This is a genomic window from Nesterenkonia alkaliphila, from assembly GCF_009758175.1.
GTDB lineage: Bacteria > Actinomycetota > Actinomycetes > Actinomycetales > Micrococcaceae > Nesterenkonia > Nesterenkonia alkaliphila.
In genome coordinates this window covers 29,511-52,604 of the sequence record NZ_WRPM01000088.1, presented here as the reverse complement: position 1 = coordinate 52,604, position 23,094 = coordinate 29,511, and the positions used below count along the sequence as shown (strand labels likewise).

Below are 23,094 nucleotides of genomic sequence, written 5' to 3'. Positions count from 1 at the left end.
GTAGTTTGACCCGGAGGGGAAAGGGGCCGATATGGGCGATCAGCTGAAGCAAGAGGCCGATGAAGCTACCAGGGAGCCTGCACCTTGGTGGAAAGGCGCTGATTTCCGCAGCGGAATCGCCCTCGGCTGTGCCCTGGGGCTGATCATCAGCGTGCTGTTTGTGCTCTGGGTGATGAACTTGTTCGAACAGGCGCTGAGCCCCCCATGAGCACCACAAGCAGTATGAGCAGATGGAAGAAACCGGCATTCTGGGCGGGACTTATTCTGGGCATGATGCTGGCCTTCGGCGGTTGCACTGCGTTCTGGTGGGTGGGATTACCGGCCTGGGACAGCTGGCAGTCTGGCAAGCGCGCAAACGAGCAGCTCGAGGCTTCCCGGGTGATCGCCCAGCAGCGGGATTACCCCCAACTCCGGGAGGCTGAGCTCGAGGCAGCGGGGGAAGAGACCTCCGCCCAGTTGGCGGCACTTCTCGCTCAGGCGCCAGCCGGTGAGCCGAACCGGCGGGGTCTTCTCCGGCGGGCCCAGTGCGCTCCGGAGGGCAGCGACCCCGAGTTCTCCCGCATCGAGGGCCGGCTGACCTGGATCGAGGACCCCGCAGAACGGTGGGACAGGGACATCAGCGCAGAGCAGGTGCTGGAGACTGCTGAACTGTTCGCCGAACGGCTCCAGGCTGATCCTGCCTGGCAGGTGGAGGAGACCACCATTGAGGAGGAGCAGAGCTGGGCGGCACGCGGAGCCCTTTCAGGCCTGGAGTTCGAGATCAGGCTGTGGCAGGGGCGGCTCGAATCCGGTGCGGAACAGTTCCAGGTTCAGGTGGAAACCCCCTGCTACTGGATCCGTGATTCCCAGGCCGAGACGGCCTTCACCCCGCTCTGGCCGTAACCGATGTGAAGGTGGGTAGGCGCCGTCGTGATCTGTGTTAGGTTCTGAAGTGTGCAGAACATTCAGCGCGCACTTCTAGAGCTACTACTTCTCCGCCGCAGCGGGGAAGAGCTCATGCGCGTCTGAGGCGCAGGAGCATCCTGAGGCCGAATCCCTGCTGCGGAGTCTCACCGGTATCTGATCCGGCGCCCCTCGGCCCTCGCCTGAGAGTCCCTCCTGACCAGACTGAAAGAAGTTTCACCATGCGTACTCTGCAGAAGCCTTCCCCGATGCCCTACCAGCGTTACCTGCCCTTCCAGGACCAGATCAGCGTGCACCTGCCGGACCGCACCTGGCCGGATCAGCACATCACCTCGGCACCCCGCTGGTGCGCGGTGGACCTGCGGGACGGAAACCAGGCGCTGATCGATCCGATGAGCCCGGAGCGCAAGCACCGAATGTTCGATCTGCTGGTGGATATGGGGTACAAAGAGATCGAGGTCGGTTTCCCCTCAGCCTCCCAGACCGACTTCGACTTTGTCCGTCAGCTCATCGAACAGGGCAAAATCCCCGAAGACGTCTACATCCAGGTGCTCACCCAGTCCCGGGAACATCTGATCGAGCGGACCTTCGAAGCCATCGCCGGGGCGCCGCGGGCCATTGTGCACCTCTACAACTCCACCTCGGTGCTGCAGCGTGAGGTGGTGTTTAAGCAGGACAAGGCCGGGATCGTGGACATCGCCACCACCGGCGCCCGGCTGTGCAAGAAGTTTGAGGAGCAGCTGCACGCCGAGCACCCGGACACTGAGATCGTCTACCAGTACAGCCCGGAGTCCTTCACCGGCACCGAGTTGGACTTCGCCGCGCATATCTCCAATGAAGTGGTGGAGATCTTCGGCGCCACCCCGGAGAAGCCGGTGATCGTGAACCTGCCGGCCACTGTGGAGATGGCCACCCCGGATGTCTACGCGGACTCCATTGAGTGGATGCACCGGAACCTGACACCGCGGGATTCGATCATCCTGAGCCTGCACCCGCATAATGACCGCGGCACTGGCGTGGCTGCAGCGGAGCTGGGCTATAAGGCCGGCGCAGACCGGATCGAAGGGTGCCTGTTCGGCAACGGTGAGCGCACCGGCAACGTAGACCTGGTGACCCTCGGCATGAACCTGTTCAGCCAGGGTGTGGACCCTCAGATCGATTTCCGGAACATGGACGAGATCCGCCGCACTGTGGAGCACTGCAACCAGATGCCGGTACCGGAGCGTTCCCCCTACGGCGGGGACCTGGTGTTCACCGCCTTCTCCGGCTCCCACCAGGATGCGATCAACAAGGGCTTTGCCCATATGGATGCCCGCGCAGCGGACCTGGGGCGGGACCGCGATGAGATCACCTGGGCGGTGCCGTATCTGCCGATCGACCCCAAGGACATCGGCCGCAGCTATGAGGCGGTGATCCGGGTCAATTCCCAGTCCGGCAAGGGCGGGGTCTCCTATGTGCTGAAGGCTGAGCGCGGCATTGAGCTGCCTCGCCGGGCCCAGATTGAGTTCTCCGGGGTTATCCAGCGCCGGGCAGACACCCAGGGTGGGGAGGTCACCCCGGCCGAGATCTGGCGGATGTTCCAGGACGAGTATCTGCCTGCTTCGGAGGGCGACCAGCAGTGGGGCTACTACCGCCTGGGCACAGTGGAGACCTCCTCCACTGCTGATGGCGGGTTCTCCATGGACTTGGAGCTGCAGGTGGATGGCAGCCTGCGCAAGATCACCGGCGCCGGCAACGGGCCTATCGACGCCTTGCTGAAGATCCTGGCGGCAGAGGGCGTGGATGTGCGGCTGCTGGACTACACCGAACACGCCATGAGCTCCGGCGGCGACGCCCAGGCGGCCAGCTTTGTGGAGCTGGCCATCGGTGAGCGGGTGCTCTGGGGTGTGGGCATCGACTTCAACACCACTCTGGCCTCCCTGCAGGCGGTCATCTCCGCGGTGAACCGTGCCCTTCGCGATGCCTGAGCCCAGGCCGGCGTAGCCTGAGTCCATGGCCGGTTCCACCTTCGCCTCGCGCAGCTACCGAGACATCGGGATCGTGCTGCGCACCCAAAAACTGGGCGAGGCCGATCGCATCATCACGGTGCTCACCGCCTTCCACGGGCTGGTCCGTGCGGTGGCCAAGGGGGTGCGCCGGACTTCATCGAAGTTCGGCGCCACCCTGGAGCCCTTCATGGTGGCAGACTTGCAGCTGGTGCACGGGCGCAGTCTGGACATCATCACCCAGGCCCAGGGGCGCAGCGCCTACGGCACCATGATTGCCGCCGACTATGAGAAGTACACTGTGGCCTCAGCGATGGCCGAGGCTGCCGAGCGGCTCACCGATGCTGCGGACACTGCCGATCGTTCCCAGTTCGATCTGCTGCACGGCGGCTACTCAGCCCTGGCCCGTGGAGTGCACGCACCTGACCTGGTGTTGGGCTCCTATCTGCTGCGGGCGCTGAGCTCCGCCGGCTGGGCGGTCACCTGGTCGGTGTGTGTCAGCTGCGGAGAGCCCGGCCCGCATGTGGGCTTCCACGCCTCAGCCGGGGGACCGGTATGCCCAGCCTGCCGGCCACCCGGGACCCGGAATCTCCCCGCGGGCACCCCTGAGTTCCTGCACGCTCTTCAGCAGGGGAACTGGGAGCAGACAGCCGAGGCCGCCCCCGATATCCGGCACCAGGCGGTAGAGGTGGTCACCGACTACGCCCAGCACCACCTGGAACGCCGCCTCACCTCGCTGCGCGCCTACGCCCACTGAAACGATGAGGCGAGGCCACTCTGCTCAGCCGCGCGAGCACCGAGAAGCGATGCCGCAGCCGCACCGCCTGGCAGAATGAGCGGGTGACCACCAGCAGAACCGCCAACGACGACGCCCCCTACCAGGACCCCTGGCCGCATCCGACCGGTGCCACCGCACCTGCGCTGCCCGCTGAGCTGATCCCGCGGCATGTGGCAGTGGTGATGGACGGCAACGGGCGCTGGGCAAACCAGCGCGGCCTACCGCGCACTGAGGGGCACCGGGCGGGCGAGCACAGCCTGATGGAAGTCATGGCAGGTGCCATCGAGGCTGGTGTGGAGCATGTCAGCGTCTACGGGTTTTCCACGGAGAACTGGAAGCGCTCCCCGGAGGAGGTCCGCTTCATCATGAGCTACTCCCGCGATGTTCTGCGCCGGCAGCGTGATGTGCTCAACTCCTGGGGAGTGCGGATCCGTTGGAACGGACGGCGGCCCAGGCTCTGGCGCTCCGTGATCAAAGAGCTGCAGGCCGCCGAGGAACTGACCAAGCACAATACCCGGGCCACCCTGACCATGTGCGTCAACTATGGTGGGCGCGCCGAGATCACCGATGCGGTGCGCAGCATCGCCGAGCGCTCCGCCGCCGGGCAGCTCAACCCCAAGCACATCCGTGAATCCACTATCGCTGCGCATCTGAACCAGCCCGATGCACCAGAGGTGGACCTGTTCCTGCGCTCATCGGGGGAGCAGCGGATCAGCAACTTCCTGCTCTGGCAGTCCGCCTATGCCGAGCTCGTGTTCTTGGACACGCTCTGGCCCGATGTGGACCGCACCACGCTCTGGGAGGCGATAGAGATCTACGCCAAGCGGGACCGCCGATACGGCGCCGCTGTCGATAAGGTTCAGACCCCGTCCACATAGCCGCGCAACCAGCGGCTGGTCTCCCGGAAGGCTGTGCTGCGCACCGGCTCCGCCGAGGCGAAGACATCATGCATCGCCTTGGGGATCCGCACAATGGTCACACTTCGGCCCAGCTTAGGGGCGCGGCGGGCCAGCAGCTCCACGTCCAGCACCCCGTCGTTCTCCTGGTACTCAGGGGTCCACTGGGCCCGGTAGACGGTCTTAGCCGAGAGCAGCACCAGCACCGGGATGTCCATATCCAGGCCCTGGTAGACCCGGCGGTGGCCGGCAAAGACCGCCTTGAGCCAGCCCAGGGTCATCGGGAATGACTTCCGCGGCCGCCACAGCGGATGCAGCTGCCATTCCCCATGGGCTTCATCCGAGAGGGACTCCCAGTAGTTCTCCAGCCGCGGCACCTTCAGCGTGGCCGTCGGGTTGACCCGGGTCAGTGGAGTGACGATCCCCTCGGCGGCGGCGCGCGCGGGGGAGTGCCCCGGCAGCTCGAGCCAGGGAGAGTTCAGCACCAGGCCGGAGAGCTGCTCCGGGTGCCGCTCAGCCCACAGAGCAGCTACCAGCCCGCCGGTGGAGTGCCCGGCCACCACCGGGGGAGGAGAGCCGGGGTTCTCCTGGGCGATCTGGGCACAGGCGGCGTTGATCTCGGCGTCGTACTCTGCCAGGTCTTCGATATGGCCCGGAGTCTGGTGGGCCCGCAGGCTTCGCCCGTACTTGCGCAGGTCCAGGGCGTAGAAGCGGTGCCCACGCTCAGCCCAGTCCCGGGCGAGGGCCAGGTTGTAGAAGTAGTCGCTCCACCCGTGGATCTGCAGCACCGGGGCCAGCTGCTGGGCAGCCGGCTTCTGGTCCAGGCGCACCAGCGTGGCGCACAGCGGCCCCTCGAAGTCCTCCTCCAGCGGCAGCGTCATCCGAGAGCACCCGTCCAGATAGTCGGGCACCCACTCCCCGGGCGCCGAATCTTCCAGCAGCTCGGTGGTCAGACTGTGAAGCACATCCATCAGTCCAGTCTAATGGGCGTTCCGATGCCGATAGGATCGGGGGCATGTCTGCTCCGCTCTACAGCCTGGCCTTCCGCACTGTCTTCTCCCGGATGGATCCGGAGCAGGCCCACCACCTGGTGACGCGCGGGCTGCGCGCCGCCCACCGGCTCGGGGCTGGGCGGATCCTCGAATCGCTCACCCGCCCGGAGGAGCAGCTGGCGGTGCAGGTTCTGGGTCAAAAGTTCCCCTCGCCGTTCGGCCTGGCCGCAGGCTTCGACAAGGGGGCTTCCGCTGTGCTGCCGCTGGGCAGCCTGGGCTTTGGCCATATCGAGATCGGCACGGTGACGGCCAAGGCGCAGCCGGGCAACCCCAGGCCGCGGCTGTTCCGCCTGCTGGCTGACCAGGCGCTGATTAATCGGATGGGCTTCAACAATGATGGTGCCGCTGCGGTGCGACGGAGACTGGAGCGCACCCGGCAAAAGGTCCAGCGGCTGCGCGAAGCCGGCCGGCACGCTCCTGTGATCGGGGTGAACATCGGCAAGACCAAGATCGTGCCCCTGGAAGGCGCAGTGGAGGACTACCTGACCTCCACCCGCACACTGGCCCCGCTGGCCGACTATCTGGTAGTCAACGTATCCAGTCCCAACACCCCTGGGCTGCGACAGCTTCAGGAGATCGCCTCGCTGCGCCCGCTGCTGCGGGCGGTTCAGACAGAGGCCGACGCCGCCGCGGGCAGCCATGTGCCCCTACTGGTCAAGATTGCCCCGGATCTGGCAGACGAGGATATTGATGCGGTGGCCGATCTGGTCACCGAACTGGGGCTGGACGGGGTGATCGCCACCAACACCACGATCTCGCGGGAAGGGCTTGAAACCCCTGCGGCCAAGGTGTCGGTAGCCGGTGCTGGCGGGCTCAGCGGCCCGGTGCTGGCGCAGCGCTCCAAGGAGGTGCTCGGCAGGCTGCGTGAACGGCTCCCGGAGGGCGTCGTCGTCATCTCGGTGGGCGGCGTGGTCAGCGCCGAGGATGTAGCCCAGAGGCTGGAACTAGGCGCAGATCTGGTCCAGGGCTATACGGCGTTCATCTACCAGGGTCCGATGTGGGCCCGCCGGATCAACCGCGAGCTGCTGAAGCTAATGGCTCAGCTGCGAGCGAAGCGAGGCAGCGTGTGAGCGGAGTGCCTGCGCTCGGCGACTTTAGGACCTGAAGTCGCCGGTCACGGCGACCATAGCGCGGCGGGGTTTCCCGCCCGCGGGACCAGCACCGCTAACCCGGGAACTCGCCGCGCTTAACCAGGGGCTTGGGCAGGCGCAGGCGGCGCATCTGCAGGGCTCGCATCGCCCCGTAGAACCGCACACCCTTCTCCACGTTCTCCGGCCCGTATTTGGCGGCCAGGCCCTTCCGCACCTTGCGGCCCACCCAGAAAAGCTCCACAAAGACGGCGATCATCAGCAGGAACATGAAGTAAGTGACCATGCCGCGAACCTCGAGCGGCATCATGAAGGAGGCGAAGAGGAACACCAGCATGATGATCAGCAGCCACTCGCCGATGCCGAAGCGGGCGTCCACATAGTCGCGGACCCAGCGCTTCTGGGGGCCGCGGTCGCGGACGGGGAGGTACTTCTCCTCACCGGTCTCCATAGCCTGGCGCATTTTGGCCCGTTGCTCAGCCATCGCCTTCTTCTGCGCCTCACGTGCGGCCTTGCGGTCGTTGTGCACCAGAGGGCGGCGGCGGGCAGCCTCCTGATCCTTCCGCCTGGGCGTCGGGGCGCCCTTCTTCTGCGGGAGGCTCTTCTTAGGCTGCACCGGCTCAGCCTCAGCGGCCTCGCGAGCCGCGGCAGTCTCTGCCTGAGTGATCCCGTTCTGACTCTTCTTCTTGAAACCAAGCACCGAACCAGTGTACTGGTGCCTGCGGTGCACCGCGTCACACGGGAATGAGCTGCCCCGTTGCAGTGTTGATACCCTGCATACCGAGCACTGCGACGCCGACCATATATTAAGGGGAGACCATGAGCACTGCTACTCAGGAAACTGCCGAGACCACCGAGATCCGCGGGACAGTGGTAGAGGACTTCAAGACCCACCAGGTGGAGCTCTCCGAGACCGCCTGCCAGAAGGTGACCTCCCTGCTGGAGCAGGAGGGCCGCACCGATCTGCGGCTGCGGGTGGCCGTGCAGCCTGGCGGCTGCAGCGGACTGATCTACCAGCTCTACTTCGACGAGCGGATCCTGGACGGGGATGCCCTGCGCGAGTTCGACGGTGTGCAGGTAGTGGTGGACAAGATGAGCGTCCCCTACCTGGAGGGGGCCAAGATTGACTTTGAGGACTCCATCTCCAAACAGGGGTTCACCATCGATAACCCCAACGCCGGGGGCAGCTGCGCCTGCGGCGACTCCTTCCACTGAACTCCACGCTTCTACGTAATGTAGAAGTCATATTGAGACCCGCGTTCCGCACAGGGACGCGGGTTTCTGCGTTTCTGTGCGGGCAACGGCGGTGTTGTGGTCACCCATGTGCTCTACAACTCGTAGTAGTCTTATCCCCAGCGTAAAGAAGTCGCTGACACCGGCCTGAATGGTCGGTGTCCAGACCCAAGTGATGGTGCGCGAGTCACTCGCCCACAAGTGAAAGAGGAAGGGCCGTCTGTGAGTTCATCGCAGAAGCAGACCGGCAGGTTTGGCCGCAAGGCCAAGTCGCTGGCCCTGGTCGGTGTGGCACTGTTGGTGCTCACCGCCTGCGCAGAGGATCACCCCGCACGCCGAGGCTGGCTGCCGGGCGAGCATGAGAACATCACCTCCAACACCGCGGAGGTGACCAGCCTCTGGGTGAATTCCTGGATCGCGGCACTGGCCGTGGGTGTGGTCACCTGGGGGCTGATGCTCTGGTGCATGGTGGCCTACCGCCGCCGCAAGGGTGAGACTGGCTACCCCCGCCAGCTGGCCTATAACGTGCCCCTGGAGATCATGTACACCCTTGTCCCGCTGGTCATGGTGGCCGTGTTCTTCTTCTACACCGATCAGGTGCAGCGCTCGATCGATGAGCCCTACGAAAACCCCGATATGACCATCGAGGTCTACGGCAAGCAGTGGGCTTGGGACTGGAACTACACCTATACCGCGCAGGACGGCACCGAGTACGAGGTCCACGACACCGGGACCCAGGCTCATCTGACCGGTGAAGAGGGCGTGCGCGATACGCTGCCCACCATCTACCTCCCGGTGGACCATGACATCACTTTTGCGCTGAAGTCCCGTGATGTCATCCACTCCTTCTGGGTGCCGGCCTTCCTGCAGAAGCGCGATATGGTCCCCGGCCGGACCACCTACATATACCTGAACCCCCAGGAGACCGGCAGCTTCGACGGCAAATGTGCCGAGCTCTGCGGCGAGTACCACTCAGAGATGCTGTTCAACGTTGAAGTGGTGGAGCCTGAGGAGTTCGTCGAGTACCTGGAGACCCTGGACGAGGGTCACATGGGTGACGAATACAACCGCAATCCGAACCTGCACGACTCCGACAGCCTGCGTGAGGCTGAGGACTTCCCCGGAGGGACTAACTGACGATGACGACCATGGAGTACTCTGCCGACGACTCCCGCGAGGTCTCCCGGGCTGTGCCGGTCTCCAAGGGCAGGATTGTGGTCAACTGGCTCACCACCACCGACCACAAGACCATCGGGTACATGTACCTGATCACCTCCTTCCTGTTCTTCTGCCTCGGTGGCGTGATGGCACTGATCATCCGTGCCGAGCTGTTCGAGCCGGGGATGCAGTTCCTGCAGACTAAGGAGCAGTACAACCAGCTGTTCACCATGCACGGCACAGTGATGCTGCTGATGTTCGCCACCCCGCTCTTCGCCGGCTTTGCCAATGTGATCATGCCGCTGCAGATCGGTGCACCGGATGTGGCATTCCCACGGTTGAATGCCCTGGCCTTCTGGTTGTTCCTCTTCGGCTCACTGGTGGCAGTGGCCGGATTCCTGACCCCGCAGGGGGCGGCCTCCTTCGGCTGGTTCGCCTATGCCCCGCTGTCTGACACCACATACTCGCCAGGGGTGGGTGGAGACCTATGGGTCTTCGGCCTGGCGCTGACCGGGTTCGGCACCATTTTTGGCGGTATCAACTTCATCACCACCATCATCTGCATGCGCGCCCCCGGAATGACCATGTGGCGGATGCCGATCTTCACCTGGAACACGCTGATCACCTCGATCCTGGTGCTGATGGCCTTCCCGCCGCTGGCTGCAGCCCTGTTCGGCCTGGGCCTGGACCGCCGCTTCGGCGGGCACATCTTTGACCCGGAGTCCGGGGGTGCCATCCTCTGGCAGCACCTCTTCTGGTTCTTCGGACACCCTGAGGTGTACATCATCGCGCTGCCGTTCTTCGGCATCATCTCCGAGATCCTCCCAGTGTTCAGCCGCAAACCGATCTTCGGGTACAAGGGCCTGGTCTATGCCACGATCGCCATCGCTGCCCTGTCGGTGACCGTGTGGGCGCACCACATGTACGTCACTGGTGCTGTGATGCTGCCGTTCTTCGCGCTGATGACCATGCTCATCGCGGTGCCCACCGGAGTGAAGTTCTTCAACTGGATCGGCACGATGTGGCGAGGATCGATCACCTTCGAAACGCCGATGCTGTGGAGCCTGGGCTTCCTGGTGACCTTCCTCTTCGGTGGTCTGACCGGAATCATCCTGGCCTCCCCGCCGTTGGACTTCCAGCTGTCCGACACCTACTTCGTGGTGGCGCACTTCCACTATGTGGTCTTCGGCACCGTGGTGTTCGGAATGTTCGCCGGATTCTACTTCTGGTGGCCCAAGTGGACAGGCAAGATGCTCAATGAGCGCCTGGGCAAGATCAGCTTCTGGATGCTGTTCATCGGCTTCCACGGCACCTTCATGATCCAGCACTGGTTGGGCGTGATGGGTATGCCGCGGCGCTATGCCGACTACATGGTCGAGGACGGCTTCACCGCGATGAACCAGTTCTCCACGGTGTTCTCGATGCTGCTGGGCGCCAGCCTCATCCCGTTCTTCTGGAACGTATGGATCACCCACCGCAAGGGCAAGAAGGTCCTGGTGGACGATCCCTGGGGCTTTGGCGGCTCCCTGGAGTGGGCCACCAGCTGCCCGCCCCCGCGGCACAACTTCCACTCGCTGCCGCGGATTCGCTCCGAGCGGCCCGCCCTGGACCTCCACCATCCGGAGCTCTCCGAGCGGCACAGCCTGCACGCTCCGGCAGGCAAGGTGTTCGGCCCCGCTGATCAGAAAGACAAGGCAGGTATCTGAGCGTGCGTACCAATAGTGTCCTCTTCGGCGGCATCGGAGTCTTTATTCTGGTGGTTGCCTTCATCTACGGGTTCCTCACTGGCTTCAACGAGCTCGCCGGGTTCCCTGCCCTGCTGTGCACTGCCGGCTTGGGCTTCATGCTCTGGTGGTACCTGCGGTCAGTGGACAAGAACCACGAGGTGCTCGACGGCGATAATGCAGATGGCGAGATCGCAGATATGGCCGGTAACTACGGCCAGTTCTACCCATGGAGCTGGTGGCCGCTGGGTCTGGGATTCACCCTGGCATTCCTGTTCTTCGGGATGGCTATCGACTGGTGGGTATTCCTCATTGCCTGCATCCCCGCGGCGTTCTTCATCACCGGCTGGGTGATGGAGGGTAATCGCAAGACTTACGCCCACTGACACACTTCTGTGCGCGGCCCGTCGCAGTGACCTGCGGCGGGCTTCGCCGTGCCCGATAGGATAAGCCGCTATGGCCGTACACCCCATCGTTATCCACGGAGAGCCCGTTCTGCACCGGCGCGCCGCCGAGGTGGAGACCATTGACCAGCAGATCCGCACCCTGATCTCTGATATGGACGAGACGCTTGAAGCTTCGCACGGCGTGGGACTGGCGGCGCCCCAGATCGGGGTGGGACTGCGCATCTTCAACTGGAAGTACCCGGAGACCGGCGCTGCACCCAACAGGGGAGTGATCATCAACCCGCGGCTCCGACTGATCGGCCGAGTCTCCCAGGAGGCCCCAGACCCCGAGAACGAACTCGAAGGGTGCCTCTCCGCCCCCGGATACAGCTTCCCGCTCAAACGCAGTGACCATGTGGAGATCACCGGGTTTGACGCTGAAGGGCAGCCGCTGAGCTTTGAGGCCACCGGATGGTTCGCGCGCATCCTGCAGCACGAGTACGACCACCTGGAGGGCTATCTCTACGTCAACCGGCTCAATGATCGCTACGCCAAGCGCTGGAAGAAGGTGGTCAAGCGGGAAGGTTGGAGGGAACCCGGCAACTCCTGGCTGCCCGGTGTGGACCCAGATCCCTTCGGTCACGAGGGCGAGGAGTAGTCCACCCAGTTCTGCAGCACCCCAGCCGCGGCACCTGAGTCAATGGACTCGGCCGCCAACTCCATCTTGCTGCGGAGCCGGCTGACCAGGTCGGCGTCCTCAGCCTCCTCATCCAGCGCCACCAGACCGCCGGCGGCGTTAAGCAGTACCGCATCACGTACCGGCCCCGGCGCGCCGGAGAGCACACTGCGCAGCACCTGAGCATTGTGCTCGGCGGTGCCGCCGCGCAAATCGTTCACTGCCACCTCAGGCAGCCCTACATCAGCGGGCCGCAGCTCGGTATGAGTAACTGCACCGTCACGGACCTCCCAAATGTCCGTGGCCGCAGAGGTGGTGATCTTATCCCGGCCGTCCTGACCGCGGAAGACCAGAGCACGGGTACCACGTACGGCGAGGGTCTGGGCCATCTGAGGGGCCAGCTCCATACTGGCGCATCCCAGGGCCTGGGCCTCGGGCCGGGCTGGATTGGAGATCGGCCCCAGGAAGTTGAAGACGGTGCGCACCCCCAAAGCTCTCCTTGCGCCCATCACGTGCTTCATCGCCGGGTGGAACTGCTGGGCGAACAGGAAGGTGATCCCCACCTGCTCAGCCGCTGCCGCCACCCGTTCCGCAGGCAGGGCAAGATCCACGCCCAGCGCTTCAATGACATCTGCGGCCCCCGCGGTGGTGGAGGCACCACGGTTGCCGTGCTTAACCACCCGAGCACCGGTGCCCACCGCCACCAGCGAGCTCATAGTGGAGATGTTCACCGTGCCAAGCCGGTCGCCTCCGGTCCCCACGATGTCTAGCGCCGGGCCGGGGATGCTGAGCGGGACCGCTTTGGCCATCATCGATTCCGAGAGCCCCAGCAGTTCCGGGCCAGTCTCGCCTTTGGCGCGAAGAGCAACCAGAAAGCCGGCGATCTGTCCCTCATTCAGTTCTCCGCTCATCAGCCGGTCCATTGCCCAGGCGGAGGTTTCCGCGCTGAGGCTCTCCCCAGCCAGCAGGGTCTCCAACAGTTCCGCCCACGTCATCTCTTCAGTGCTCATGCAGACCACAATAGCCACCATGGAGCTGCCCCGCGGAGTGACTTTTACTACGGCTTGTAGAAATATTTGTGCAACTTTCATCACCCCCACCATCGGCCGATCCCAGGAAACACGCGGGAACAGCGGAAGCATGCCGATTGCGGCAACGCGCCACACCACCATCGGCGTATGCAAACCGACTCGATTTCAGGACATAATGTCTCTGTGACGTCTGCAACCCAAGCCCCCGCAGCACCGGCACGCACGCTGCCGAACCGGCCCGACATGGTTTCCGTAGGAACTATGGTCTGGCTGACCAGCGAGCTGATGTTCTTTGCCGGACTCTTCGCCATGTTCTTCACTCTGCGCTCCACCCAGGGCGAGATGTGGGCCGTGTACAGCCAGGAGCTTGACATCCTGCTGGCCGGCATCATCACTGTGATCCTGGTGGCCAGCTCCTTCACCGCTCAGTTCGGCGTCTTCGCCGCCGAGCGTCACCAGCCGCGCCGCACCGGCGGGATGTTGAGTGTGAAGTCATGGGGGATGGTCGAGTGGTACATCCTCTCGTTCATCCTGGGTGCTATCTTCATTGCCGGGCAGTCCTATGAGTTCGCAGTGCTGGTCTCGCATGGCGTGTCCATCCAGGCCAATGCCTTCGGTTCAGCCTTCTACATCACCACCGGCTTCCACGGTCTGCACGTGATCGGCGGGCTCTTTGCCTTCCTCTACGTCATCGCACGCGCCTATTTCAGCGTGAAGTTCTCCGCCCGGGAGGCCCATGCCGCAGTGGTGGTCTCCTACTACTGGCACTTTGTGGACGTGGTCTGGATCGCCCTGTTCGGCATTGTCTACATTCTGCCCCTGCTCGTCTAGCACGACGACGCCCCCACCCAAGCTTGCACACCGCACCGAGAAGAAAAGGAACCGGCTGAAGTGAAGGCTCTCTCCCAGAAGCGCCGCCACCCGTTCGCGTTTGTGGCGCTGCTCCTCCTGGGTCTGCTGCTCACCGGCGGGCTCTACGCCGCCGCGACCACGGTGAACCAGGCCCAGGCCTCCAACGTTCCCGACGGCTACAGCGCCGACCAGGTTGACGAGGGCGAACGCCTCTTCGTAGCCAACTGCGCCACCTGCCACGGAATGAACGCGGAGGGAACTGACGCCGGCCCCTCGCTGGTCGGTGTAGGCGCCGCCTCGGTGGAGTTCCAGGTCGGCACCGGGCGTATGCCCATGCAGATGCAGGGCCCCCAGGCCCAGCAGAAGCCGCCGCAGTTCAATGATGAACAGACCACCCAGCTGGCCGCCTATGTGGCCTCCCTGGGCGCAGGCCCAGCCGTTCCGGACGATGAGTGGCTCGACGTGGACCAGGGTGATCCGGCCCGCGGCGGTGAACTCTTCCGTATCAACTGCGCCATGTGCCACAACGCGGCCGGCGCCGGCGGCGCGCTCACTGAAGGCAAGTACGCCCCCAGCCTGCACGGAGTGGAAGCGGTTCACATCTACACCGCAATGACCACCGGACCCCAGAACATGCCGGTGTTCAACGACGCGAACATCCCCCCGGAGGACAAGCGCGACATCATCGCCTTCCTGAAGACATACGAGCAACAGGGATCGCCAGGCGGATTCTCACTGGGCTATTTGGGCCCGGTTTCTGAGGGACTGCTCATCTGGACTCTGGGCCTGGCGCTGCTGATCGGCTCCATGGTCTGGTTGACCTCCAGATCGTCCTGATCCCAGGCACCCACACGCACCCAAGAAGCACTTGAGACATAGCAAAGGACACGAACCATATGGCCGAGCACGGTAACGGCGATACCGGCGCCGTCGTCACCACCGGCGAGGGGGAGTCGGGCGGCTACGCCATCGACAACCCTGGCCTGCCGCCGCACCGCCCCCGATTGGCCGATGTTGACGAGAAGTACGCCAAGCGCAGTGAGCGCCAGGTGTCGGTGCTGTTCTTCATCTCCATCATCGGCACGGTGCTCTTCTTCATCGGCTACTTCGCAGTGGGCCGGATGGACTCCTTCGATGACTACTTCGAGGGCATGAGCGCACTGCGGGTACAGAACACGCTCCTCGGAGTGGGCTCCGCCCTGGCGATGCTGGGCATCGGTCTGGGCGTAGTGCATTGGGCCAAGACCCTGATGCCGGACCACGAGGTGATCGAGGACCGCAAGCCGCTGCGCACCGAGGCGCACCGGCAGGAGGCCGAGCAGATCGTCACCGAGGTCATCGACGAGACCCAGATCAAGCGCCGCCCGCTGCTGCGCAATACCTTGATCGCTGCTGCTCTGCTCGCGCCGCTGCCTGCTCTGGTGCTGTTCCGGGATCTGGACCGCAGTGAGGACTTCGGCGTGGAGCGGATGCGCCACACCCTCTGGGGCGAAGGCGTGAGGCTGGTCCGGGACCCGGTGGGCACCCCCATCCGGGCCTCCGACCTCACCATCGGCTCAGCTATGCATGTGATCCCGGAGACGCTGCGTGAGATCCCCGGCCACGGTGCCCGGCTCTCCGAGAAGGCCAAGTCCGTGGTGCTGCTGATGCGCCTGCACCCCGATGACTTCGGCGATCAGATTCCCGGACGCGAGGACTGGACCCACGAGGGCATCATCGCCTGCTCCAAGGTCTGCACCCACGTAGGCTGCCCGGTTGCCCTCTACGAGCGGCACACCCATCACCTGCTCTGCCCGTGCCACCAGTCCACCTTCGACGCCGCGGAGAACTTCAAAGTAGTCTTCGGCCCCGCCGGCCGGCCGCTGCCGCAGCTGCCTATCTCAGTGGACGAGGAAGGCTTCCTGATCGCAACAAGCGACTTCACCGAACCTGTGGGCCCCACCTACTGGGAGCGCGGCCACACCGATCCGGAAGGTGACTATCCCAAATCATGAGTGCCTCCAAAGAAAAGTACACTGAGGCCCAGTACCTCGAGGTTGACCAGTACCAGCCGAAGACCCGCACGGGCCGAATCGCCAACTACGTGGACACCCGCGTAGGCGGCACCGGCATGATCCGCGAGTTCGGGCGCAAAGTGTTCCCGGATCACTGGACCTTCATGTTCGGCGAGGTGGCGCTGTACAGCTTCATCATCACCGTGCTCTCCGGGGCGTTCCTGACCTTCTGGTTCGACCCGTCCATGGCTACCACCCGTTACTCAGGGTCCTACGCGCCGCTGCAGGGCCTGGAGATGTCCATGGCCTACGCGACTGCACTGGAGCTCAGCTTCGATGTACGTGGCGGGCTGTTCATGCGCCAGCTTCACCACTGGGGTGCACTGCTGTTTATTCTGGCGATGAGCGTGCATATGCTGCGCGTGTTCTTCACCGGCGCCTTCCGCAAACCGCGTGAACTGAACTGGGTGGTGGGCTGCGCGCTGCTGATCCTCGGCCTGGGCGCCGGGTTCACCGGATACTCACTGCCGGATGAGGTGCTCTCCGGTAACGGTCTGCGCATCATTGACGGCATGCTCAAGGCCATCCCGGTGGTCGGCACCTACATCAGCTTCTTCCTCTTCGGCGGCGAGTTCCCCGGCAACGAGGTCATCCCGAGGCTTTACACTCTCCACATTTTCATCCTTCCGGCACTGATCCTGATCCTGATCGCTGTCCACCTGTTCATGGTGGTCACCCATAAGCACACCCAGTACCCGGGGCCTGGCCGTACTGAGCGCAACGTGGTGGGCTACCCGGTGGGACCGGTGTACGCGGCCAAGGCCGGCGGGTTCTTTTTCATCGTGATGGGCATCCTGTGCCTGATCGCCGGAACCTTCCAGATCAACGCACTGTGGAACTACGGCCCCTATGATCCCTCACCGGTGCAGGCCGGTGCCCAGCCGGACTGGTACATCGGACCCTTCGAGGGCGTGCTGCGCCTGATGCCCGGCTATATCGGGGACTTCTCCCTAGAGTGGGTCATTCCCACCCCCTGGGGCGGCAATTCCCTGGCCCTGCCGGTGCTGATCCCGATGATCCCGGTGGCATTGATCTTCCTGGGCCTGTTCATCTGGCCCTGGATCGAGGCGTGGATCACCGGGGACAAGAAGGAACACCACCTGCTGGACCGTCCCCGCAATGCCCCCACCCGCACCGCCTTCGGCGTGGCAGTGATGACCAACTACCTCATCATGTGGGGAATGGGCTCCAACGACCTGATCGCCACCCACTTCGGTCTCAGTCTCAACGACATCACCTATTGGTCCAGAGTGCTGTTCTTCCTGGGCCCGGTGATCGCCTATATCCTTACCAAGCGCATCTGCCTGGCGCTGCAGCGCAAGGACCGCGAGGTGGCACTGCACGGACATGAGGCCGGTGTGATCGAGGTCAGCCCAGAGGGCGGCTTCAGCGAGAAGCACAAGCTGCCCAGCGAGTACGAGCTCTGGAGCCTGGTCTCCTACGAGGCGGCTGCGCCGAGCGGTCCCCGGCCCAACGCCAAGGGTAAGGTCACCGCGATGGAGAAGTTCCGTTCCCGGCTCAACCGGATGTGGTTCGAGGACCGTGTGGAGCCGGTCTCCCGCGAGGAGTACCTGGAGGCCCTGGAGCACCACGGTCACGGCGAGCACACCGAAGGCCTCGAGGCAGCTCAGTCCCGCGGGGAGATCGGCCCCGGCACCGGGCACTGAGCTGGTCCGGTGCGGTGCAGACCGCACAGAATTGAATAGTAATGACGGCGCTCTGTCCTCTTCCGAGGATGGAGCGCCGCTGTTTTCCGTCTCAGTCTGTGCCGCGGATGATCTGGCGCAGCCGGACTAGCCGCTCCGCCACCGCGCGCTCGTTCCCGTTCTGGGTGGGGGAGTAGTAGTCCACGCCGAGCAGATCATCAGGGGCATACTGTTGGGCGGCCACATGGTGCGGCTGGTCGTGGGCGTAGACATAGTTCTGACCGTGCCCAAGCCGCTGCGCACCCTTGTAGTGGGCATCACGCAGATGCGCTGGCACCGGGGCCCCCTTGCCGGCGCGTACGTCAGCGATCGCGGCATCCAGCGCCTTATAGCTGGCATTGGACTTCGGCGCGGTGGCGATATGTACGGTGGCCTGGGCCAGGATGATCCGCCCCTCGGGCATCCCGATCAGCTGCACAGCCTGTGCCGCGGCCACTGCCGTCTGCAGGGCGGTGGGATCAGCCATCGCCACTTCCTCGCTGGCGGCGATCACCAGCCTGCGGGCGATGAATCTGGGGTCCTCCCCGGCGACGATCATCCGCGCCAGATAGTGCAGGGCTGCATCCACGTCCGAGCCCCGTAGGGATTTGATGAAGGCCGAGATGATGTCATAGTGCTGGTCGCCATCCTTGTCATAACGCTGCACCGCGTAGTCGGCCGCCTGCTCAGCATCAGCCGCGGTGATGGTCTCAGCGCCCCGGCCAGCAGCGACTGCGGCAGCCGCCTCGAGAGTGGTCAGCACTCGCCGAGCGTCCCCGCCGCCTACCCGCAGAATATGGTCCCGGGCGGCATCCTCCAAGGAGAACTGGCCAGCCAGCCCGCGCTCCTCGGTCAAAGCCCGGTCCACCAGGCCTTCCAGATCCTCCCGGCTCAGCGAGGTCAGGGTCAGCAGCAGCGAACGCGAGAGCAGCGGGGCGACCACACTGAAGCTGGGGTTCTCGGTGGTTGCCGCCACCAGGATCACCCAGCCGTTCTCCACCCCGGGCAGCAGAGCATCCTGCTGCGCTTTGTTGAACCGGTGAATCTCATCCAGAAACAGCACAGTGGTCAAACCCCGCAGATCCCTGTCCTCCAGGGCCCGGTCCATCACCTGCCGGACATCTTTCACCCCGGCCCGGATCGCAGAGAGCTCCACGAATTTCCGGGTGCCGCCCCGGGCGATCACATGGGCGATAGTGGTCTTGCCGGTACCAGGCGGGCCGTAGAGAATCACCGAGCTGGGCCCGGCCGGACCGGTGGTGCCCTGGGTCAGTACCCGCAGCGGGGAGCCTTCTTTGAGCAGATGCTGCTGGCCTACCACCTCGTCCAGGGAGCGGGGCCGCATTCGGACTGCTAGGGGAGTATGACGACGCCGCCCCTCCGCCGGTTCTGGTGAGGGGGCGTCGTCGTCATCTGTCCCAGGTGCGGAGAAGAGATCGCTCACAGATTCCAGCTTACGCGCCGGTCCCCACCCGGTTCTGCTCCGTGGCTGCATAGGTGACCTCATCGGTGAGTCTGGTCCCGCTGAGCTTTCCGTGCCGCCCGTAGTTGACGAAGACGAAGGGCACAAACAGCACCACCGCGAGTACGCTGCCGGTAAGGAACGCCAGCACTGCTGAGACCACCTGATCGCTCATAGGCCAAGACTACCGAGACCCAGCGAAGCAGACCGCACAGCTCTAAGCAGCCAGGGCGAAGCTCGCAGCCAGCCACAGGCAGGCCAGAGTCAGGGTCAGCTTCTGCACCAGGCCGGTGAGGGCACCGTCCTTCTCCCATGCCCTGGTGAAGCCGGCGACACCTGCGATGAGCCCGACCGCTACTGCGGCCGCGGTGAGTCGGGTAGGCCAGGACTCGCCGGTGAAGAAGACCACGGCAGGCATAGCAGGCATCACTAAGAACACCACCGCCCCGGCGATATCATGCAGCCGATGCGCAGTGGAGAACTCGTCCGGGTCCTTCTGGTCAGTTCCGGGGGGATAGCCGCGCATCGGATCCATTGGGAAGATCCCGGAGAGCACCAGACCCAGACCAAAGACCCCCACCGCTGCCGCGAAAAGAAAGAACCCGGAGAAAGCCAGGCCGGCCGCCCCGAGAGCAACCGCGGTGCCGCAGAGGATGAAATTGCAGGTCTGCAGCCAGCTCCGGGAGCCGGTGGCCAATGCGCTCACCGTATGGCGCAGTGAGGAATAGCCGTTCCGCAGCCACCCGTCCAGGAGGAACACCGCAGGAAACAGCAGTGCACCACCGACTCCGACCCACAGCAGCATCTTCTTCCCCCTCGGCTCCGGCCGGTTCACGCGCTGAACCGCTCAGTCCAGTCTGACCACCGCCGGTTACCGAGCAGAAGTGCCGATAGTCATGGCAGAGGCATTCAGCCCCCGGCAGCTAGGTCCTCGAGCCAGTCAGCCCAGTACTGCTTCCAAACCTCAGCGCTCTGAATATCTGGGAGCTTCTCATGGGTGACTACGAGCTTGGCCCCTGAGGATGCAGACTCGACCCGGAACTGCAGGATGCCGAGGTCCTCACCTGAGACAGCGTCAGCGATGGCGAACCTGGGCGCTTTGGTGCCCGGCTTGGAGCGGGCTGCCGAGGTGAGACCGGGCAGAAGGTCTGCGCGGGCGGCGTCGTTGTTGAGCAGCTCCCGGAACTCGGTGCTGTCCAAATCCAGCTTCTTGGTCTTGGAGACAGTGAAGGTTCCGTCCGGCATCTGACCAGGAAGCCGCAACCCGGTAATCCGTTCGTACCCGACAGTGACGCCCTGGGCCCACCAGCCGCCGACCCCGTGCTCCGCCACGACCCAGGCGGCAATGGCGGTGTGCCCGGCTTCCCGGCCCGGGCCGGCGTCGATGAGCGCGACCCACTCGTTCCAGCTGTGGCCGGTGTTCTCACGGATGACGGTGTCACTGTGCGGGGGAGCCGAAACCCAGTCGGATCCGTTCGGTATGGGCTCGGGCGCGGCAAGAAGGGCGGCTCGAGCAGCCGTGTAGCGCTCCCCGGTTTTGACCATCCGTGCCCGGATCTTCTTCAGTGATTCTTGTGCGGTCATCGGTTTCTCCGTCTCTTCAGGCGCGCGTCAACGGCTCGCGCCCGGAGCACGTGCACCTGTCGATCAACGGGTGTCCGGTCATTCCGCACGCCGAGCACTTATGGTCCCCTTTGCCTCCGCCGCGGCAGCGGCCCCTGATAGCGCGAGTATCAGGTGCAGGAGGTTCGGCGAGGCGCATCGCCAAGGCCATCATACTCAAGAGTCTTCAGGTGGAAGAATGCTGCTTATGCGGGATTTCGAGCAGCTGGTTGCCGAGGCGGAGCTGGCAGATGTCAGCGGCTGGGGCTTCAGCTGGCTGGAGGGGCGAGCCACCGAGGAACGCCCACCCTGGGGGTATGCCTGGCTGCTCAGCGAGCGGCTGGCCAAGGTCAGCTCCGCGCTTGACCTGGATACCGGCGGGGGAGAGGTGCTGAGCGAAGTGCCGGTGCTCCCCGCCCGGATGGTGGCCACCGAGGGGTGGCCGGCCAATCTTCAGCTGGCCCGTGAGCGCCTGGAGCCGCGTGGGGTCGAAGTGGTTGAGGCTGCGCCGGGCGGCCCGCTGCCGATCCCCGATGCCAGTTTTGAGCTGGTAACCAGTCGGCACCCGGTGGATCCTCCCTGGGGCGAAGTGGCCCGGGTGCTCGGGCCTGGCGGACGGTACTTTGCCCAGCACGTCGGGCCCGAGTCGGCTTTCGAGCTCACCGAGTTCTTCCTCGGCCCTCAGCCGGACCACATACGACGACGCCGGCATCCCGAGCTGGAAAGAGCGGAGGCGGAGTCTGCCGGGTTGAGGATCCGTGACCTCCGCACCGCCCGCTGCCGCATGGAGTTCTACGACGTGGGCGCCGTCGTCTGGACCCTGCGGAAATGTCCCTGGTGGGTTCCTGGATTCACGGCTGAGCGCTTCAGGGAGAAGCTCAGAGCAATGGATACGCATATCCGCGAACACGGCGCGTTCGTCGCCCACTCCACGCGTCACCTCATCGAGGCTGAACGCGGGTGAGACTAGGAGCGCGGTCCGGGCAAGCTTTCAGTCATCGCGGCCTGGCGGAGCCAGGCTCCGAACGAGGTGCCGAGGTCAGTCGCTGTACAGCGACGCCGTCTCTTCTGCCAGATCACGCAGCCGTTGCTTAGCCTCCGCTGGTGAGATGATCAGCAGGTCGGGGCCGAACGGCAGCAGGCCTCGGACTTCTTCGAGATCCTGATAGTGATAGTCCAACCTCACCCACTCCAATGCGCCGTCGTCGATACCGTGCTCAGCATCCTCTAACGGCGGCACCAACCGTGAGCCGAGCAGCCGGTGGGCACGCTCCACCTGGTGTGGTGCCAGCAGAAGCTGCACTCTGAGTGCCCCGTACTGTTCCCACTGGCGGACTAGCTGATGGGCCAGATCCTCCAGGCGGATCCCGGGCCGCAGACGGCGGCGGGACTCCAATGCCTCCCAACGCTGTACCCTGGTGAGCGCGAAGAGACGCGGTTCCCCTGACTGATCGGCCACGAGGTACCAGCGCCCAGATTTCGCGAAGAGTCCATAGGGATCCACAGTGCGCCATCTAGCAACCCCCTGCTGGGAGCGGCGATAAAGCACACGCAGTCTCGATCCGGCGCGCAAGTCGTCCAGTAACGCGGCCGGAGCGGTACCGATATCAGGATCCTGCCGGCTGGCGAACCAGGGTTGATGGTCGGTCACCACAAGGTTCCTCAGCGGTATTTCATATGCGTCGCGAAGAGTCTGCGGGGTCCGCCGCACAGACTGACCCAACTTCTCCATGGCGCGGTCAATAGTCACGTCCAACCCGGCGGCTTTCCGCTGGGAGGCGTCCAGCCCCAGCACTGACATGCTCTCCTGCTCCTGGGGGCTGAGCCTGCTGAGATCATAGAAACTGCCCGGCACCCAGGTCACCCCGCCATATTTACCGGGTCTGGTGAGCACGGGATACCCAGCTTCGCTCAACCACTGCAGATCACGGCGGAGAGTGCGCACCGAGACGCCTAGTTGGGACGCCAAGACAGCTGCCGTCGTCGTGGGGCTCTGTTCCAAGAGCCGCAGCAGCAGAAATAGCCGGTCCGGAGTCACGTCAGCATCATCTCTCCAAACTGGTCAGTTTCTGTCACCTTATCTGCTTAGCGTTGCTCATGTCCCCAAGAGACAACGGAAAGGTTACTAATGAAAACCCCAGACATGACGATTCTCTACGTCCGCAACACCGCCGCTTCGACGCAGTTTTATCGCAAGCTGTTCGACCGTGAACCCGCCTTCGATACCCCGTACTTTGTGAGTTTCGTGCTGGACGACGGTCACCAACTGGCATTGTGGAGCGGGCCGGATGAGCACACGCCTTTGCCTGTGGCCGCCACGCAGACCGCCACCACAGAGTTGTGCATCACCCTGGATGAGGGGCCGTCGGCCATCGAGGCCGTATACCGTGAATTCCTCGAGAAAGGCATCGAGATCCTTGAGCCGCCCCATGATGCTGTCTTCGGGCGGACCTTTGTGGCTGCTGATCCGGACGGAAACCGACTGCGTGTAGCCCCAGAGGACTGAGTCACCTGCCTTGACGAGACCGT

Annotated in this window: 25 protein-coding genes; 17 read left to right on the top strand and 8 right to left on the bottom strand. The window is 64.3% G+C overall.

The genetic code is table 11. The annotated features are described in order from the left end of the window. Positions 1-31: 31 nt before the first annotated feature. The 5 genes from GNZ21_RS12290 to GNZ21_RS12270 all read left to right on the top strand — a co-directional run bounded on the left by GNZ21_RS12290 (position 32) and on the right by GNZ21_RS12270 (position 4,544). Positions 32-208, top strand: coding sequence for a hypothetical protein (locus GNZ21_RS12290; protein ID WP_157324764.1), 177 nt, complete (start codon positions 32-34; stop codon positions 206-208). Beyond that, a complete protein-coding gene (locus GNZ21_RS12285) occupies positions 205-882 on the top strand; it encodes a hypothetical protein (protein WP_157324761.1) in 678 nt (225 codons plus the stop codon). The genes GNZ21_RS12290 and GNZ21_RS12285 overlap by 4 nt, the downstream gene beginning before the upstream one ends. A 242-nt stretch (positions 883-1,124) precedes the next feature. Beyond that, the gene (gene leuA / locus GNZ21_RS12280) at positions 1,125-2,870 is read left to right on the top strand and encodes a 2-isopropylmalate synthase (RefSeq protein WP_157324759.1); all 1,746 of its coding nucleotides are present in this window, start codon (positions 1,125-1,127) and stop codon (positions 2,868-2,870) included. Between the two features lie 25 nt (positions 2,871-2,895). Beyond that, on the top strand, positions 2,896-3,645 hold the full coding sequence (gene recO / locus GNZ21_RS12275; protein ID WP_157324755.1) for a DNA repair protein RecO: 750 nt from the start codon (positions 2,896-2,898) through the stop codon (positions 3,643-3,645). 83 nt (positions 3,646-3,728) lie between these two features. Further along, positions 3,729-4,544, top strand: a complete 816-nt coding sequence (locus GNZ21_RS12270) for an isoprenyl transferase (RefSeq protein ID WP_188503653.1) — start codon at positions 3,729-3,731, stop codon at positions 4,542-4,544. Here the strand turns inward: GNZ21_RS12270 and GNZ21_RS12265 are convergent. Beyond that, positions 4,526-5,533 (bottom strand): alpha/beta hydrolase, encoded by a 1,008-nt coding sequence (locus GNZ21_RS12265; protein WP_157324753.1) that lies wholly within the window; start codon positions 5,531-5,533, stop codon positions 4,526-4,528. The genes GNZ21_RS12270 and GNZ21_RS12265 overlap by 19 nt on opposite strands. 44 nt (positions 5,534-5,577) lie before the next feature. Here GNZ21_RS12265 and GNZ21_RS12260 point away from each other — a divergent pair, with 44 nt between their 5' ends. After that, complete coding sequence (locus tag GNZ21_RS12260; RefSeq protein ID WP_157324751.1) at positions 5,578-6,684, top strand: quinone-dependent dihydroorotate dehydrogenase; 1,107 nt, start codon at positions 5,578-5,580, stop codon at positions 6,682-6,684. 94 nt (positions 6,685-6,778) lie between these two features. Here the strand turns inward: GNZ21_RS12260 and GNZ21_RS12255 are convergent, their stop codons facing one another. Beyond that, complete coding sequence (locus tag GNZ21_RS12255) at positions 6,779-7,402, bottom strand: DUF3043 domain-containing protein (RefSeq protein WP_229659494.1); 624 nt, start codon at positions 7,400-7,402, stop codon at positions 6,779-6,781. 119 nt (positions 7,403-7,521) lie between these two features. Here GNZ21_RS12255 and GNZ21_RS12250 point away from each other — a divergent pair, with 119 nt between their 5' ends. The 5 genes from GNZ21_RS12250 (at position 7,522) to def (ending at position 11,861) form a co-directional block, all read left to right on the top strand. Then, positions 7,522-7,917, top strand: a complete 396-nt coding sequence (locus tag GNZ21_RS12250; RefSeq protein WP_157324748.1) for a HesB/IscA family protein — start codon at positions 7,522-7,524, stop codon at positions 7,915-7,917. Positions 7,918-8,157: 240 nt separating this feature from the next. Further along, the gene (gene ctaC / locus GNZ21_RS12245) at positions 8,158-9,072 is read left to right on the top strand and encodes an aa3-type cytochrome oxidase subunit II (protein WP_229659493.1); all 915 of its coding nucleotides are present in this window, start codon (positions 8,158-8,160) and stop codon (positions 9,070-9,072) included. 2 nt (positions 9,073-9,074) lie between these two features. After that, positions 9,075-10,799, top strand: coding sequence for an aa3-type cytochrome oxidase subunit I (gene ctaD / locus GNZ21_RS12240; RefSeq protein WP_157324745.1), 1,725 nt, complete (start codon positions 9,075-9,077; stop codon positions 10,797-10,799). Positions 10,800-10,801: 2 nt separating this feature from the next. Then, entirely contained in the window at positions 10,802-11,203 is a 402-nt protein-coding gene (gene ctaF / locus GNZ21_RS12235) for an aa3-type cytochrome oxidase subunit IV (protein WP_157324743.1), read from the top strand. A gap of 70 nt (positions 11,204-11,273) precedes the next feature. Next, positions 11,274-11,861, top strand: a complete 588-nt coding sequence (gene def, locus GNZ21_RS12230; protein ID WP_157324741.1) for a peptide deformylase — start codon at positions 11,274-11,276, stop codon at positions 11,859-11,861. Here the strand turns inward: def and trpD are convergent. Continuing rightward, complete coding sequence (trpD, locus tag GNZ21_RS12225) at positions 11,843-12,889, bottom strand: anthranilate phosphoribosyltransferase (RefSeq protein WP_198346023.1); 1,047 nt, start codon at positions 12,887-12,889, stop codon at positions 11,843-11,845. The genes def and trpD overlap by 19 nt on opposite strands. 204 nt (positions 12,890-13,093) lie before the next feature. Here trpD and ctaE point away from each other — a divergent pair, with 204 nt between their 5' ends. Genes ctaE through qcrB form a run of 4 tightly spaced genes read left to right on the top strand, consistent with a single transcriptional unit; the run spans position 13,094 to position 17,483 of the window. Continuing rightward, on the top strand, positions 13,094-13,741 hold the full coding sequence (gene ctaE / locus GNZ21_RS12220) for an aa3-type cytochrome oxidase subunit III (protein ID WP_373868429.1): 648 nt from the start codon (positions 13,094-13,096) through the stop codon (positions 13,739-13,741). A 60-nt stretch (positions 13,742-13,801) separates the two neighbouring features. Then, positions 13,802-14,599 carry a cytochrome bc1 complex diheme cytochrome c subunit gene (gene qcrC, locus GNZ21_RS12215; RefSeq protein WP_188503651.1) on the top strand — a complete coding sequence of 266 codons (798 nt, stop codon included), beginning with the start codon at positions 13,802-13,804 and terminating at the stop codon, positions 14,597-14,599. Between the two features lie 59 nt (positions 14,600-14,658). Next, positions 14,659-15,756 (top strand): cytochrome bc1 complex Rieske iron-sulfur subunit, encoded by a 1,098-nt coding sequence (qcrA, locus tag GNZ21_RS12210; RefSeq protein WP_157324739.1) that lies wholly within the window; start codon positions 14,659-14,661, stop codon positions 15,754-15,756. Further along, on the top strand, positions 15,753-17,483 hold the full coding sequence (gene qcrB, locus GNZ21_RS12205; RefSeq protein WP_157324738.1) for a cytochrome bc1 complex cytochrome b subunit: 1,731 nt from the start codon (positions 15,753-15,755) through the stop codon (positions 17,481-17,483). Before qcrA ends, qcrB begins: the two co-directional genes overlap by 4 nt. A 91-nt stretch (positions 17,484-17,574) precedes the next feature. Here the strand turns inward: qcrB and GNZ21_RS12200 are convergent, their stop codons facing one another. The 4 genes from GNZ21_RS12200 to GNZ21_RS12185 all read right to left on the bottom strand — a co-directional run bounded on the left by GNZ21_RS12200 (position 17,575) and on the right by GNZ21_RS12185 (position 20,547). Then, on the bottom strand, positions 17,575-18,945 hold the full coding sequence (locus tag GNZ21_RS12200; protein WP_188503650.1) for a replication-associated recombination protein A: 1,371 nt from the start codon (positions 18,943-18,945) through the stop codon (positions 17,575-17,577). A gap of 10 nt (positions 18,946-18,955) precedes the next feature. Beyond that, positions 18,956-19,138, bottom strand: coding sequence for a hypothetical protein (locus GNZ21_RS12195; protein WP_157324736.1), 183 nt, complete (start codon positions 19,136-19,138; stop codon positions 18,956-18,958). 42 nt (positions 19,139-19,180) lie between these two features. Next, complete coding sequence (locus tag GNZ21_RS12190) at positions 19,181-19,768, bottom strand: DUF998 domain-containing protein (RefSeq protein WP_157324735.1); 588 nt, start codon at positions 19,766-19,768, stop codon at positions 19,181-19,183. A 104-nt stretch (positions 19,769-19,872) separates the two neighbouring features. Beyond that, positions 19,873-20,547 (bottom strand): DUF4287 domain-containing protein, encoded by a 675-nt coding sequence (locus GNZ21_RS12185; RefSeq protein ID WP_157324734.1) that lies wholly within the window; start codon positions 20,545-20,547, stop codon positions 19,873-19,875. 226 nt (positions 20,548-20,773) lie between these two features. Between GNZ21_RS12185 and GNZ21_RS12180 the strand changes: the two genes are divergently transcribed. Next, positions 20,774-21,529 (top strand): class I SAM-dependent methyltransferase, encoded by a 756-nt coding sequence (locus GNZ21_RS12180; RefSeq protein WP_157324732.1) that lies wholly within the window; start codon positions 20,774-20,776, stop codon positions 21,527-21,529. A 75-nt stretch (positions 21,530-21,604) separates the two neighbouring features. On the opposite strand, the gene GNZ21_RS12175 is transcribed toward GNZ21_RS12180, so the two are convergent. Further along, complete coding sequence (locus GNZ21_RS12175) at positions 21,605-22,603, bottom strand: helix-turn-helix transcriptional regulator (RefSeq protein WP_157324730.1); 999 nt, start codon at positions 22,601-22,603, stop codon at positions 21,605-21,607. Positions 22,604-22,708: 105 nt separating this feature from the next. Between GNZ21_RS12175 and GNZ21_RS12170 the strand changes: the two genes are divergently transcribed. After that, a complete protein-coding gene (locus GNZ21_RS12170; RefSeq protein WP_198346022.1) occupies positions 22,709-23,071 on the top strand; it encodes a VOC family protein in 363 nt (120 codons plus the stop codon). Positions 23,072-23,094: the final 23 nt, after the last annotated feature.

Excerpts from the sequence above, each read along its gene's own strand:
- GNZ21_RS12290 (WP_157324764.1), top strand. The coding sequence starts at position 32 with ATGGGCGATCAGCTGAAGCAAGAGGCCGATGAAGCTACCAGGGAGCCT.
- GNZ21_RS12285 (WP_157324761.1), top strand. The coding sequence starts at position 205 with ATGAGCACCACAAGCAGTATGAGCAGATGGAAGAAACCGGCATTCTGG.
- leuA (WP_157324759.1), top strand. The coding sequence starts at position 1,125 with ATGCGTACTCTGCAGAAGCCTTCCCCGATGCCCTACCAGCGTTACCTG.
- recO (WP_157324755.1), top strand. The coding sequence starts at position 2,896 with ATGGCCGGTTCCACCTTCGCCTCGCGCAGCTACCGAGACATCGGGATC.
- GNZ21_RS12265 (WP_157324753.1), bottom strand. The coding sequence starts at position 5,533 with ATGGATGTGCTTCACAGTCTGACCACCGAGCTGCTGGAAGATTCGGCG.
- GNZ21_RS12260 (WP_157324751.1), top strand. The coding sequence starts at position 5,578 with ATGTCTGCTCCGCTCTACAGCCTGGCCTTCCGCACTGTCTTCTCCCGG.
- GNZ21_RS12250 (WP_157324748.1), top strand. The coding sequence starts at position 7,522 with ATGAGCACTGCTACTCAGGAAACTGCCGAGACCACCGAGATCCGCGGG.
- ctaD (WP_157324745.1), top strand. The coding sequence starts at position 9,075 with ATGACGACCATGGAGTACTCTGCCGACGACTCCCGCGAGGTCTCCCGG.
- def (WP_157324741.1), top strand. The coding sequence starts at position 11,274 with ATGGCCGTACACCCCATCGTTATCCACGGAGAGCCCGTTCTGCACCGG.
- trpD (WP_198346023.1), bottom strand. The coding sequence starts at position 12,889 with ATGAGCACTGAAGAGATGACGTGGGCGGAACTGTTGGAGACCCTGCTG.
- qcrA (WP_157324739.1), top strand. The coding sequence starts at position 14,659 with ATGGCCGAGCACGGTAACGGCGATACCGGCGCCGTCGTCACCACCGGC.
- qcrB (WP_157324738.1), top strand. The coding sequence starts at position 15,753 with ATGAGTGCCTCCAAAGAAAAGTACACTGAGGCCCAGTACCTCGAGGTT.
- GNZ21_RS12195 (WP_157324736.1), bottom strand. The coding sequence starts at position 19,138 with ATGAGCGATCAGGTGGTCTCAGCAGTGCTGGCGTTCCTTACCGGCAGC.
- GNZ21_RS12190 (WP_157324735.1), bottom strand. The coding sequence starts at position 19,768 with ATGCTGCTGTGGGTCGGAGTCGGTGGTGCACTGCTGTTTCCTGCGGTG.
- GNZ21_RS12185 (WP_157324734.1), bottom strand. The coding sequence starts at position 20,547 with ATGACCGCACAAGAATCACTGAAGAAGATCCGGGCACGGATGGTCAAA.
- GNZ21_RS12180 (WP_157324732.1), top strand. The coding sequence starts at position 20,774 with ATGCGGGATTTCGAGCAGCTGGTTGCCGAGGCGGAGCTGGCAGATGTC.
- GNZ21_RS12170 (WP_198346022.1), top strand. The coding sequence starts at position 22,709 with ATGACGATTCTCTACGTCCGCAACACCGCCGCTTCGACGCAGTTTTAT.